We start from the raw sequence: 14006 nt of genomic DNA, 5'->3' as shown, positions 1-14006 counted from the left end.
TGTGGTGTAGTTCGTCTTAATATCTGGAGGCAAGTAATGAAAAAGGAAACGATCGACTTTATCCGTAACTATGCAAAGAATCGAAGTGCCGATCCGGGTGTCTTCAATTTGCCTGATGGTCGTCTTGAAGGTGGGGTGCCTGGCTTTCCTGGATTGATCTCACGGGAATTCAGCCTGCGTGAGAATATGAATTTCTTCATTCCACGATGGCCTGACTTCAGTACCAATCCGGCTGCTCCCGATACAGTCACTGTCTGGTGGAAAAATTTCGATGACAGCGAGTGGGGCGATCCCATTTATTCGTTTACCGTTGTTAACCCAGGGCCTGAGATACCGGTGAACATCGCTCAAGGTCGGCGGCCCGCAGGGCGGTACGAGATCATGTACGAGGTTTACGTTGCGGGTCCTGACAACGAGACCCGATCAGTTCCGCAGATCGTTATCGTTGACCTGACACCACCGTATGCCAGCTTCGCCGGTGCGCCGCCGGCGCCCATACCACCTGCCGACCTGCCCACACCTGCCGACCGTGACTACTTTGAAGGCAAGCCCAATGAGTCCGCAGTGTTTACGATCCCGGATTATGTGGCGCAAGGTCGCGCTGCGGGTGATTGGGCGTATCTTTACTATAATGGTTCCGATCAGCCCTATGCCCCCAGCCCGCCTGATCCTTCGCCACGTTGGAATCTGCCTGCGGACCTGAGCTTCCCATTGCCATTGTCCGTGGTTGACGCCAGCCCGGATGGCCTGCGCAGTTTGCGGTATGAGTTGTTCGACGCAGCAGGAAACCCGGCGCGGCTTTCTGCTTCCTACAGCCTGGACGTGGGTCTGTTTCCGGCCCCCGAGAACCTGCTGGCACCGCTGGTTAACCGAACCTCTCCCCCCAGCGACGAATTGATTGATCGGGAGGATGTAGGGCTGGACGGCGGCATGATCGTGCGTATTCCTGAATATACGAACTTTCTGCGCAGCGCCGATGGAGATGAAATCCTCGTCACACTGAGGACGAGCATCACCACCGTGACCTTGCCTGCCCAGCCGCTGGGCAGCAGCCGGTTCCCGGCGGAAGTTCACGTTCCGTACAGGGTATTGGAAGACCTCTATGGCGCCACTCGAGGGCTATTGCCGTTGACGGTTTCCTATGTGGTGCGGCGGCGATCTGTCGACTACCCGGCGATACCGACCACCACCGTCAACCTGGACCTGTTTGTTGTCGGCCCCACTCCCATTGGCCCGGACCCGATCAACGATGACCTGCTGCCCGTAGTCGTGAAAGGGGTAGACGCAATCGGTACCGAGGGCCCCGACGACGTGCTGGAGCGCGACCACGCAAACCGGCCTGCGATTGCCCGGGTAACGTTATGGAGTACGGCACCCACACCGGATGCCAGCGACTTTACGATCCGCCTTTACTATTCGGGCGAACTCGTTGTTACCCGACCGGTGACCGGCGCCTCGGCTGGCCAGGTGATTCCGCTCTCAATCCCGTGGAGCTTCATTGAGCGTCACGGCAATGGCCGCAAGACGGTGTTCTACACCATTGCCCAAGGAGCCAGCACCAACCGTCAGTTTTCCCCTGACACGACGGTGACGGTGAACGCCAACTTCAAAGAGCTTGCCGCGCCGCAGGTACGACATCTGTCGACAGCGGGGTCGATCAACTGCGGTTCGTTCAGGCCTGAAAATCCTCCCGGGAACGTTGTGGTGTTTATTCCGTCTTCGGAGCACTTTGAACTGAGGATGGTAGTTACGCTGCACTGGCAGGGCTACAGCGACGATGCAGGAATGACAGAGGTCACGGCAGCAGTGGGTCAGGTGAACTCCATACCGCTCACGCAAGCCATGATCAATTCGGGGTTCGAAATGTTGCTGGGGCCCTATGCGACCATCTACAAACCCATCCAGCCCAACTCGGCTGCAAGGCTGGCCGGCTCCGCGCGGATCTGGTACACCATCAGCCTGCCTGAAGGACTATTACCTTCCGATGAAGCCCATCCTCTTGTTCGCGGGGTTCGGGTAGGTGGAACAAATGGCCAATACTGCGACGGCACTGACGTCCCGCTTCCTTAATACTGTTTGAAGCCTGTTGCCAAAGAGGAGCCTTGCTCCTCTTTGGCATTTTTGCCTTTGGGTCGACTACAAACTGCATTCACTTTCAGTACAGCACCTTGGGATTAGTCCTACAGATGTTGGGAACAGCTCTGGGTACCTTGGGCGCCGCTTGATTGGCAGGGTCCACACGCTTTTCGGAACCGGCCAGTTTTTTCCGTAAAGGAACGCCAACCCAGAGGTCCGTAAAGATGTCAGCTCCATTCAATTTCAAACCAACTCCCTTAAGCCTTGCCTTCAAGGCCAAGGCCGTCACACTGTTGATGTTCATGGCGCAGCTGTCCGAGGCGCGTGTCGTGACCGGCCCGGATGAAACGGTGCGGCCTGGCCCGCGCCCTGACAGTTTTGAATTGCGTGCAGGTTCCCGCCTGACGGTTCTGGGAGTGCCCACCCTGCAAATCACTGCCAATTCCGCAACCCTGATTGTCAATGCCGGCAGCAGCACCCGGGACATTACCGCAATGAACTCCGACATCCGCATAGATGGTTCGGACGTCGTCGCGCGGGATTCGGCAGTCGCCGCGGTGCGTGTCACGGGCAGCAACGTGCTGATCACCAACAGCAACGTTACCCACAACAACGGAACCGGGCTGACTGCGGCCCGTTCCCTGGGCGACACCAATGGTTCCAGCGTCACGGTCGTCAACAGCCACATCACCGGCAGCACCCGCGGTGCCTTGGCCAGTGCCTACAGCGTGCTGGACCTGACTGATTCGCGTGTCGAGGCGACCGCTGATAATGGCGTGGGTATCGACCTGTTCAGTGGCCAGGCCCGTGCGTTCAATACCAGCATCGTTGGTGGAAACATTGGCGTGAAGATGGGCGTGGATAACGACCCGACTGTCGCCAGCAGCCTGATCCTCGACCGCTCGAGCGTCGAGGGCAAGACCGGTTCGGCGATTCAGGTCGGCTCGTTCAGGCCCGGGGAATCCACCCTTGCTGATATTCATGTACTCAACGGATCCACGCTGACCGGCGCAAACGGTGTGCTGCTGGAAGTCATGAACGGCGCCACTGCCAACATGAACGTCGACCGCAGCTTCCTGGTCGGTGACGTCGTGGTCGAAGACGGCAGCACCGCCAGGTTGCAGCTCAACAATGGCTCCTGGCTCACCGGCAAACTGCAGAACGTCGCCGAGTTGAGCGTTAATTCTGCGTCCCACTGGATGCTGGTGGATGACAGTTCAGTCGGCGACCTGATCATGGGCGGCGGCACCGTGCACTTTGGCGGCGCCGATGAGTTCTTCCAGTTGGACGTCAACAGCCTGTCGGGTGACGGCAGCTATGTGATGCACACCGACTTCAGCACCGGCCAGACCGACTTGCTCAACGTCAACGGGGTTGCCACGGGCAACCACAGCCTGCTGTTGGCGGCGACCGGCTCCGAGTTGGCGAGTGCCCTGCCGATTCGCGTGGTGCACACTGAGGGCGGCGATGCGCACTTCTCGCTGGACGGCGACACCGTGGATGTGGGCGCCTATTCCTACGGGCTGAAGAAGGAAGACACCGACTGGTACCTCGACCCTAACCGTCGTGGCACCAGCAACAGCACCAAAACCGTGATGGCGTTGTTCAACACGGCCCCCACCGTGCTGTACGGCGAGATGTCCCTGCTGCGTACCCGCATGGGCGAACTGCGCTTCAGCGACGGCCAGAGCAACGGGTTCTGGATGCGTGGCTACGGTAACAAATACGAGGTAGCCGGGAACAAGGACGGTGGTGGCTACACGCAAAACCAGCGTGGCCTGAGCCTGGGTGCCGATGCGCCATTGTCGGGCGGAGATGGCCAGTGGATGGCCGGTGTCATGGCGGGTCACAGCACGTCCGACATCAGCGCCAACACTTCCGGCAGCGGCAAGGTCAACAGCTACTACCTGGGGGGGTATGCCACCTGGATCGACGACGAGAGCGGGCTGTACTTCGACGGCGTGGTCAAGCTCAACCGCTTGCACAACGAGGTCAACGTGACCATGAGCGACAGCAAGCGTGCCAAGGGCAACTACACGCAGAACGCCGTGAGCGCATCGGCGGAAGTCGGTCGGCATATCAAGCTTGACGACGGTTACTTTGTCGAACCGTACTCGCAACTGAGCGCAGCGATTATCCAGGCGCAAAGTTACGAGCTGGACAACGGCCTGCAGGCCAAGGGTGATCGCACCGCTTCCGTGGTGGGCAAGCTGGGCGTGACAGGTGGCAAGAATATCCAGCTGGAGAGCGGCGGGGTGCTGCAGCCCTACCTGCGTACCGCGTTGGCCCATGAGTTCAACCACAGCAACAAGGTCAAGGTGAACGACCAGCGCTTCAACAACGATGTGTTCGGTTCGCGTATTGAAGTGGCAGCGGGCGTGGCGATGTCGGTGTCGAAGAACGTCAAGCTGCACGCTGATATTGAACATGCCCAGGGCAAGAAGGTGGATCAGCCGTGGGGGGTTAATGTGGGAGTGCGTTACGATTTCTAAGAAAGAGGAGGTAAAGAAAAAAGGAAGCCGAGGCTTCCTTTTTTTGTGGGTGGGTTTTTGGGAGTTGAATAAATCTGTCCCGGTTATTTGGTCCCGGTTATTTGCTAAAGCGGAGTGATGCACCATGCCGGCCAATTCGGCCGTCCGGTAGTGGAGTAAATTGGTGTACCGCTGTTTGACGCGTGAACAAAGAAATACCACCTGCCGCTAGCATCGAAATAACACAATCCGTACGGAATTGAGCGAGCCGGAGGGGTGTAGCGTGTTTGCAGTAGCGTCCAAGTGGAAACTATGCTGCCTCCAATTGATCTCATCCAATTTATTTGAGCTTGTGGAGATTGCGGTGTTTCGTTAATGCGTAGTTGAAAAATATTGGAAACAACCACTGCGTACGCTCGCGAGACGTTGTTCCTGTCTCTCACAGTAATAGTCGCTTGACCGTTACGGAGGCCGGTTACTTTGCCTGTGTTGGCGTCCACAAAAGCAATATTAGGGTTGCTGGAAGCGTAGCTATAGTTACTCACGCCGCCGCTTGCTGTGCGGGTTGCTGTATTGCCTGGCCAGTCCAGCCCGGTTGCTGGCCAGTTAGTGATCACCTTAATACCATTCAAATTAAGCTGGCTTTGATCAATCCTCAGTGAAGTAATAACCCTGTAAGTCGCAGTGGGGAACGTAATGGCGGTGGATTCAACGCTGCTGCCATCAAACGTGACCTTGCACGTTACGGTGATGGTGCTGTTGTTAGGCAGCCCGTCCAGCCATGTGCGCAGTACCGCCTTGTTCACCAAACCGGTCGATACTTCTCCCGCCGGAAGACTGTAGTTTGTCAGCACATTCAACGGCGCGCTGCCCGCCCTGGTCAGTTGCACCCAGACCTTCTGGCCCGTTGCGGCCAAAGGCCAAGGGGCAACACTCAAGGTGGCATTGGTGCTGAAGTTATTGAGGTTCAACTCACCGCCTGCAGGGACGCCATTGATCAGCGGCCGAGGCAGCGCCGAAGACGGAACACGGTTAACGCTCAGCTTCTGTGTCTCTGACGGGACGGTAGTCGTCCCTATCGTCGCCATATAGCGGAGATCGATCAATTTGCCCGCGCTGTTGGCGAGGATGTCCCGGCTGATCTGAAAGTCGACGCGCTTACTGGTGTTGCCGTTCTGCGCCGGGATGGTCGCCTTGGTGCCGTTCGGGTAAATCCATTCGAGGGCGATACTGTGGGCCGCGGTCATTTCGTTATAGGCCACCGCCACATAGGCGTTGTTCTGCCAGTCCTGTGGGTCGATGGTCAAGTTGGCGCCTTGCAGATTGGCAAAGGCCGGGCGCTGCAACGTGGCGGGGATCGACTGGATAATATGCTCGCGCACACCAAACAATACTGCGGTGTTTTTATCAGTGCTTTCGGCCAGGCTGACCCAGAAGCGAATGGTCAGGTGCGACTCGTTCCTGAGGCCTTGCAGCTCCGCCAATGGTATGGGTTGCGAGACACCCAGGGTGGCGCTTTCTCCTACAGGGGTGGCGATAAAAGTGTCCAGGTTGAACGCACTGCCGTCGGTATTGGTACCCGTGTATTGCAGCCACATGAACTGCTCTTCAAAGGCCAAAGGCCAGGCCGCCACACGGGTGCGGGCTTGAGCGACGAGCTCGTTTGTCGGCAGGATCACGCTGTTGCCGACCCCGTCGATGGTTGGTGTGGGTAACCCACTCAACGGCAGCAGGTCCAGGTTCAGAGTATCCGACTCATGGAGAAACCCGCTGCGGGTAAAACTGTATTGCACACTGATGCGGTTACGCTCGTTGCGAATCCCCTTGGCAATGGTGCGGGCCGATATCGGCACGCTCACTTCATTGGTGTCGGGGTTGCCCCAACCCGTTTCGACGGTGCTGCCCAGCAGATCGGTCGTCACCCATTTCACCGAAAACGATTCGCTCTCGCGCATGCGCCGGTATTTCACCAGCACCGTTGCACCCGATTGAGCCGCCAGCGGGTCAAGCCGGTCAGGGTACTGCTCGGCTTCCACGACTTCAGGGGCATCCAGTTCCACGCCACGGCCCACGGTCAGGAGGGTTGTAAACGAGCGCAAGGTGAGTTTGGGCAGCGGGGTTTCGCGTTCCAGGCTGTAGGTGATGCGCAGTTGGCCATCGAAGTTGTTATCCAGCACCGCACGGCTGACCTGCAGTACCAGTGGCTGGCCCTGTGTCGCACCGTTGATCGTCACCGAACCGCTGGCGGAACCGCCTGTGCCCGTGCCCACAATGTTCCATTGGATATGGTCGCGGCTCGTAGTTGCCGTATAGGGTAGCGTCAGCAACACGCTGTCGCCCACTACGTCAACCGGGTCGACGTTGCCGTCGATCGCGCCCTGCAGGGTGGGGGCCGGCATGGTTTCGAGGCGTTCGTCGATGCGTACTGTCAGCACCCGGGATTTGCGTTCAATCAGCGCACCGTAGGCATGCAACTGGCTGTCTGCGCCGTCATCGACCAGGTAGTACACCGCGACGTCACCTAATCCCTTGAAACGTTGCAGCACCTCGCTGGTTACCCGGCGCGTGCCACCTTGGTCCCCGGCCAGTTGCGGGTCGGAATAGCGCATTCCACCGCCCCCTGGAACAATCTGCTCGATGACCAGGGTTTCCATTGAATCGTAGGCGTGGGGCTGGTACGACGGGATGCTGATAAACGCATCATCGTCCGGGTTGATCAAGCCCAACTCGCTCGGGGTCACGGTCACTGCCGGCATCGAGGTCGGTGTGCCCACCACCGTCACGGTAACACTGCCTGACTGTCCGAGGTGCTTACCGGTGGCGGTGTGCCAGACGAATGAAGCCCTGAACGAGCCGCCGATGACGCGCTCGATCAAATCGCGGTCCACCGGGAAGATCTCTTCCCGACCGTTCCTGACTTCGACAGGATCAAGCACCAGTTCTTCGATCGTGCCGTCCGCCAGTGTGGCCGTCAGGGTAATCGTGACCTGGTTTGGGGGCAGCGGGGCCGGTGTCACCCGTGGGGTCTGCAACAGGATTTCGAACAGTGAATTACTTTGCGTGTCGTAATCGATTTGCCGGCTTTCCGCGTCATCCACCAGGAAAAACGGCGCGCTCATCAAGCTGGGGTCCAGTTCGGCGACCAGTCCATACGGCTTGGAGTACTGGTATTTTTCCCCTGAGTAATTCTGAACCACATCGAACACCCTGAAGCGCAGGGTGAGTGCACCGTTGAGGCCGCCCTTGAGAATATTTTCCTGGCTGATAAATACCCTGATCGGCTGGATACCGGCGGCCTCGGCGGCCGTGACCAGGTGCCTGATCTCAATCCCGTCCCAATAGAACTCGATGGTGTCGTTCTTGCGTACGTTCGGATAGGGCGCAATTACGGCGTATAACCCGCGACTGATCGTGTCCATGTTGATCGTGCTGCTTTCGGGCAAGCCGTCGACACTCAGGCTGAGTTTACTGTGCCATTTGTCGTCACCATTGTTCTCAATCCCGCCAGGACGGGTGGTCTTGATCAATATGCTTTGCGTCGGCGAGGTGCTTTCCTGGCCACTGCCTGCGCGCAGTACCCGCGCGCGTACTTGCACTTCACCTTCAGGCATGCGTTCGGCGATGATGTACAGGCCGTAACGATCATTGTCGTCCAGGACGAGACCATCGGCCAGAAGATCGTTATTGAGGTACAACTCAAAGGCGTCGAAGATGGCCCAGGTGTGCCATTTTTCCAGGACGAAATACGCATAGGGCTGAACATGCCGAATGCCCAGGCCATAGGCGTAAGGTTCATCGGGATACCGGTCAAGCGAGACCGGCGGGAACGCCGAATAGGGCGGGGCCAGGTCTTCAGCTGTGATCACCGGCAGAGGCGCGGGCTCAAGGAGGGCCAGGGGGCTGTCGGAAACAGGTACAGCTGGGTCTTCAATGACCGAGGCATTGTCATCGGGGTCGATCGGTTGGTTGGGCATGCTGACCACTCCTTGCTGGAAGTCACGCACAGCACTGGCTGTGCATATAGGCAAGGGAAATCAAACACCCGCAGGCTCGATAGCGGATAGCTGTGAAAACTGACAGTGCCGACGAACGGTTGTGTCTACACCCAGACGCTCAGCCAGCTTGAGACCAGCAACAAGACCGCCATGCAGCGGTTGAACCGTTGCATGGCCTTGGGCGAACGAAACACCCGGCTGCTTCCAACCCCCAGCAATGCCCACGCGCCGAGGCACGGCAAGGCGATCACAAAGAACGCCAGCGACAGGTACAGCACATGGCTCTGGCGCTCATCGCCATTGCCGGCAAACACACTCACCACCGCCAGGGCCATCATCCAGGTCTTGGGGTTGACCAGTTGCAGGCTGGCGGCGCCGGCCATGCCCAGGGGTTTTTGCACGGCAGCCGGGTCGATTGACTCGGCGGGGCCGCTGAAGATCTGCCAGGAAAGGTAGCTGAGCCAGGCGACCCCCAGCCATTGCATCGCTGCCTGTACCCGGGGCCAGTGCGCCAGCGACTGGCCAACGCCGGAGCCTACCAGCAGCACAATCCCCGCCGCACCGCCACAAGCACCGAGGATAATCGGCAGCGCCGCTTTCAGCCCATAACGCGCGCTGTTGCTCAGCACAAGAATATTGGTCGGGCCAGGGGTGATGGAGGCTACGAAGGCGAATAGCAAAAAAGGCAGCAGGGAAGGGAACACCGGGATACGACTCCTATAGGCAGGCCAATGGAGTCAATCTTCACAAGGGTGTTGTTATCTGTCTGGAAGATTTGAGCAGCGCTTGCGATACGCCGCCGGCGTCAGGCCATACGCCCTCACGAACCAGCGCCCCAGGTGACTCTGGTCGGCAAAACCCAGGGCAATCGCCACGTCGGCGGGTTGCTTGCCGTTGGCCAGCCAATGCCGGGCGCGGGCCAGGCGCAGTTGCACCAGGTAGGCATGGGGCGGCAAGCCGAAGGCGCTCTTGAAGGCGCGGGTCAGGCGGAAGCGATCGACGCCGCAGGCCAGCGCCAGTTCATCCATGCCCACGTCTTGCTGCAGGTGCGCATGCAGGTATTCCCGGGCCTTGTGCGCCACCCGTGGCAGGCGAGGGTCTTCATGGTAGCGGGTGCGCCAGTGCAGTTGCGCAGTGAGGCGTTCGAGCAGTTGGTCCATCGCCTGTTGCCGCACGATGCGCAGCTCACCCCCGTGCAAGGTCTGGAAGGCCCGGCTGGTGGCCAGGGCCAGGCGCGGGTCGCTGGCCAGGGTGCTGGCAAACCCCAGCTGGCTGTCGAGCGACGCTTCTTCGAACACTGCGCTGACCTCCCGCGCCAACCACTGCGGGTCGAGGTAAAGCATGTGGTAGGTAAAACCGTCCGCCGTGGGCGCGTCGCCGTCGTGCAGCTCGCCGGGCTCCACCAGGAACACCTGGCCGGGCACGCTGTTATGGCGGGTGCGCCGGCAGTTGAACTGCTGCACACCTTGCTCCGTGACGCCCACCAGGTAGCTGTCGTGCCAGTGCGGGTCGTAGGCGTGGCCCTCGAAATGCGCGCGCAGGGTCTCGATGCCGGTGTCGGCGTCCTGAGCCAGGTCGATCCAGTTGTGGGCGGCCATAAAATACCTATGGGGTGGAACACTCCAAGAGCGAACAAGCTCGCTCCTGCAGGGGCTTAGCGTCTAGAAGGTTTGTGCAGCTTCATCCAAACAATCCGGCGGCAATATTGATCGAGAACCCCAGGATCGCCGTGTTGAACAGAAACCCGATCAACGATTGCCCCAGCACCACCTTGCGCAGGCCGCGGGTGGCCACGCCGACGTCCGCGGTTTGCACCGCCACACCGATGGTGAACGAGAAGTACAGAAAGTCCCAGTAATTGGGTGTGCGCAAATCCTCGGCAAAGCGCAGCGCCGGCTCGGGGCCGTCCCAGGTGTAATACAGGCGCGCGTAATGCACGCTGAAAATCACCCCGATCAGCAACCATGAGCCGATCACCGTCAGGCCGGTAAAGCCGTAGTGCAACAGGCGCTCGGCACTGCTCAGGTCTTTGCTGCCCACCAGTTCAAAGGTAATGGTCGCCAGGCTGGCAATCGCCGCGATGCACACCATGAACAGCACCAGGCTGGCGTTCTCGTCTTCGATCTCGGCAATACGCTTTACGTCATCGGCGCGGGAATGGCTGGTGAGCCACAGCATCAGCACCAGGTAGGTCCAGACCCCGGCGTTCCAGCCGATGAGGATTTTGCTGATGATCGTGTCGGCGGGAGCCAGGAGCCCCACCGCCAGGCCCAGGACGGCGGCGGAGGACAGGCGAGGGTGGGTGCGTGCGAGGAAGGGCATGGCGCTCACAAATCAGGGATGTGTAAGCACCATAGCGCATTTATTACGTGTGGCGCTTGCGCACCAGCTTCATGACCACGACGAAGAACACCGGCACAAACACCACCGCCAGCGTCGCGGTAATCATCCCGCCGATCACCCCGGTACCGATGGCCTGCTGGCTGGCCGAGCTGGCGCCCGTGGCAATCGCCAACGGCACCACGCCGAGGATGAACGCCAGGGAGGTCATGATGATCGGCCGCAGGCGCAGGCGTGCGGCTTTCAGCGTGGCGTCGATCAGGTCTTCACCCTGATCATACAAATCCTTGGCGAACTCGATGATCAGGATCGCGTTCTTCGCCGACAGCCCAATGATGGTAATCAGGCCGACCTTGAAGAACACATCGTTGGGCATCCCGCGCAAGCTTACGGCCAATACCGCGCCGAGCACGCCGAGGGGCACCACCAGCAGCACCGAGGTCGGAATCGACCAGCTCTCATACAGCGCCGCCAGGCACAGGAACACGATCAGCAGCGACAAACCGAGCAGCAGCGGGGCCTGGGAGCCGGACAAGCGCTCCTGCAACGACAGGCCGGTCCATTCCTGGCCCAGGCCGGCGGGCAGTTGGCTGACCAGGCGCTGGATTTCCTCCATCGCCTCGCCGGTACTGTGGCCCGGTGCCGATTCACCGGAAATCGCGATGGCCGGGTAGCCGTTGTAGCGGGTCAACTGGGCGGGGCCCTGAATCCAGCGCGCCTCGACGAAGGCCGACAGCGGCACCATCTTCCCGGCATTGTTGCGCACATGGATCTTCATCAGGTCGGCCACCTGGCTGCGCTGATCACCTTCGGCCTGCACCACCACCCGCTGCATGCGGCCCTGGTTGGGGAAGTCGTTGATATAGGCCGAACCGATGGCCGAAGACAGCACATTGCCGATATCGGCAAAGGAAATGCCCAGGGCATTGGCTTGCTTGCGGTCCACCTCCAGCTGTACTTGCGGAGCTTCGGCCAGGGCGCTTTCACGCACGTTGGCCAGGATCGGGCTTTTCTCGGCAGCGGCCAGCAGTTCGGTACGGGCCTCCATCAACGCGGCATGGCCGACGCCACCACGGTCCTGCAGGCGGAACTCGAAACCACTGGAGGTGCCCAGGCCATCCACCGGCGGTGGCAGGATTGCATAGGCAATCGCGTCCTTCAGCTCACTGAAAGCCGCGTTGGCACGGTCCGCAATGGCCGCGGCGGAATCCTTGCTGCTGCGCTCCGACCAGTCCTTGAGCGTGGTAAACGCCAGCGCGGCGTTCTGCCCCGAACCGGAGAAGCTGAAACCCATGATCATCGTGGTATCGCCCACGCCCGGCTCGCCGGCGTTGTGTGCCTCGATCTGCTCGGCGACCTGCACCGTGCGGTTTTTGCTGGCACCCGGCGGCAGCTGGATATCGGTGATGGTGTAGCCCTGGTCTTCCACCGGCAGGAAGGAGGAGGGCAGGCGGGCGAACAGCACCCCAAGCCCCACCACCAGCACCAGATAGATCAACAGGTAACGCCCGCTGCGCTTGAGGGCGTAGGCCACCCAGCCTTCATAGCGGTCGGTGAACTGCTCGAAGCGCCGGTTGAACCAGCCGAAGAGCCCGCCTTTCTCATGGTGCTCGCCCTTGGCAATCGGCTTGAGCAAGGTCGCGCACAGGGCTGGAGTCAAGGTCAGGGCGAGGAATGCCGAGAACAGGATCGAGGTGGCCATCGACAATGAGAACTGCTGATAGATCACGCCTACCGAACCCGGCATGAATGCCATCGGCAGGAACACCGCCACCAGCACCAGCGTGATGCCGACAATCGCCCCGGTAATCTGGCCCATGGCCTTGCGGGTGGCCTCCTTGGGCGACAGGCCCTCGGTGACCATGATCCGCTCGACGTTCTCTACCACCACAATCGCATCGTCCACCAAAATGCCGATGGCCAGCACCATGCCGAACATGGTCAGCACGTTGATCGAGAAGCCCAGCAACAGCATCGTCGCAAAGGTGCCCATCAGCGCGATGGGCACTACCAGCGTCGGGATCAATGTGTAGCGGATGTTCTGCAGGAACAGGAACATCACCGCAAACACCAGCAACATCGCCTCGCCCAGGGTGTACACCACCTTGGTGATCGAGACCTTCACGAATGGCGAAGTGTCGTAAGGGATCTTGTATTCGACGTTGGCCGGGAAGTAGCGCGCCAGTTCGTCCATCTTCGCCCGCACTAAAGTTGCGGTGCTCAAGGCGTTGGCACCGGGCGACAGCTGCACGCTGACGGCGGTGGACGGCTTGCCGTTCAGGCGGGTGGAGAACTGGTATTCCTGGCTGCCGATTTCCACCCGCGCCACGTCACCGACGCGCACGGTGGAACCGTCCGGGTTGGCCTTGAGCACGATGTCGGCAAATTCGGCCGGGGTCGACAGTTGGCCTTTCACCAGGATCGACGCGGTGATTTCCTGGGTCTTGGTGCCCGGCAAATCGCCGATGCTGCCGGCCGACACCTGGGCGTTCTGCGCCGCAATCGCCGCGTTGACGTCGGCCGGGGTCAGGTTGAAGCCGATCAGCTTCTGCGGGTCGATCCAGATGCGCATTGCGCGTTCGGCGCCGTACAGCTGGGCCTTGCCCACACCGTCCAGGCGCTTGAGTTCGTTCATCACGTTGCGCGCCAGGTAATCGCTGAGCGCCACGTCATCAAGCTTGCCGTCGCTGGAAGTCAGGGTGACCAGCAGCAGGAAGCCGGCGGAGACTTTCTCCACCTGCAAACCTTGCTGCGTCACGGCTTGGGGCAGGCGCGGCTCCACCGCCTTGAGACGGTTTTGCACGTCAACCTGGGCCATCTCCGGGTCGGTGCCCGGCTGAAAGGTGGCGGTGATGGTGGCCGAACCGAGGCTGCTCTGGGATTCGAAATACAGCAGGTGATCGGCGCCGTTAAGCTCCTGCTCGATCAGGCTGACCACGCTTTCGTCCAGGGTTTGCGCGGAGGCACCCGGGTACACCGCATAGATCTCGACTTTTGGCGGCGCGACGTTGGGGTACTGCGCGACTGGCAACTGCGGGATGGCGAGGGCGCCGGCCAGCAGGATAAACAGGGCGACCACCCAGGCGAAGATCGGGCGGTCAATAAAGAACTGCGGCATGTTTAA

Annotated in this window: 7 protein-coding genes; 2 read left to right on the top strand and 5 right to left on the bottom strand. The window is 60.2% G+C overall.

Annotation, left to right across the window (positions count from 1 at the left end; translation table 11 throughout):
• Positions 1 to 36 precede the first annotated feature (36 nt).
• Both HX811_RS16450 and HX811_RS16445 read left to right on the top strand, forming a co-directional pair.
• Entirely contained in the window at positions 37 to 2070 is a 2034-nt protein-coding gene (locus HX811_RS16450) for a hypothetical protein (RefSeq protein WP_177046570.1), read from the top strand.
• A gap of 230 nt (positions 2071 to 2300) precedes the next feature.
• Positions 2301 to 4568: an autotransporter outer membrane beta-barrel domain-containing protein gene (locus HX811_RS16445; protein WP_177046569.1), complete on the top strand. Its 2268-nt coding sequence runs from the start codon at positions 2301 to 2303 to the stop codon at positions 4566 to 4568.
• Between the two features lie 104 nt (positions 4569 to 4672).
• Here the strand turns inward: HX811_RS16445 and HX811_RS16440 are convergent, their stop codons facing one another.
• From HX811_RS16440 to HX811_RS16420, 5 genes are all read right to left on the bottom strand, one after another.
• The gene (locus tag HX811_RS16440) at positions 4673 to 8521 is read right to left on the bottom strand and encodes an Ig-like domain-containing protein (RefSeq protein WP_177046566.1); all 3849 of its coding nucleotides are present in this window, start codon (positions 8519 to 8521) and stop codon (positions 4673 to 4675) included.
• Between the two features lie 125 nt (positions 8522 to 8646).
• Positions 8647 to 9246: a LysE family translocator gene (locus tag HX811_RS16435; RefSeq protein WP_177046564.1), complete on the bottom strand. Its 600-nt coding sequence runs from the start codon at positions 9244 to 9246 to the stop codon at positions 8647 to 8649.
• Between the two features lie 54 nt (positions 9247 to 9300).
• Positions 9301 to 10140, bottom strand: coding sequence for an AraC family transcriptional regulator (locus HX811_RS16430; RefSeq protein WP_177046562.1), 840 nt, complete (start codon positions 10138 to 10140; stop codon positions 9301 to 9303).
• Positions 10141 to 10222: 82 nt separating this feature from the next.
• On the bottom strand, positions 10223 to 10864 hold the full coding sequence (locus HX811_RS16425; RefSeq protein ID WP_177046560.1) for a DUF1345 domain-containing protein: 642 nt from the start codon (positions 10862 to 10864) through the stop codon (positions 10223 to 10225).
• A 43-nt stretch (positions 10865 to 10907) separates the two neighbouring features.
• Positions 10908 to 14000, bottom strand: a complete 3093-nt coding sequence (locus tag HX811_RS16420) for an efflux RND transporter permease subunit (protein WP_177046559.1) — start codon at positions 13998 to 14000, stop codon at positions 10908 to 10910.
• Between the last annotated feature and the right edge of the window lie 6 nt (positions 14001 to 14006).

This window comes from Pseudomonas sp. F8002, assembly GCF_013385495.1.
Taxonomy (GTDB): Bacteria; Pseudomonadota; Gammaproteobacteria; order Pseudomonadales; family Pseudomonadaceae; genus Aquipseudomonas.
Note: the sequence above shows the minus strand (reverse complement) of the source record. Positions and strands in the feature narration are given on the sequence as shown.

Coding starts and splice junctions, on each gene's coding strand:
- HX811_RS16450 (WP_177046570.1), top strand. CDS start 37: ATGAAAAAGGAAACGATCGACTTTATCCGTAACTATGCAAAGAATCGA.
- HX811_RS16445 (WP_177046569.1), top strand. CDS start 2,301: ATGTCAGCTCCATTCAATTTCAAACCAACTCCCTTAAGCCTTGCCTTC.
- HX811_RS16440 (WP_177046566.1), bottom strand. CDS start 8,521: ATGCCCAACCAACCGATCGACCCCGATGACAATGCCTCGGTCATTGAA.
- HX811_RS16430 (WP_177046562.1), bottom strand. CDS start 10,140: ATGGCCGCCCACAACTGGATCGACCTGGCTCAGGACGCCGACACCGGC.
- HX811_RS16425 (WP_177046560.1), bottom strand. CDS start 10,864: ATGCCCTTCCTCGCACGCACCCACCCTCGCCTGTCCTCCGCCGCCGTC.
- HX811_RS16420 (WP_177046559.1), bottom strand. CDS start 14,000: ATGCCGCAGTTCTTTATTGACCGCCCGATCTTCGCCTGGGTGGTCGCC.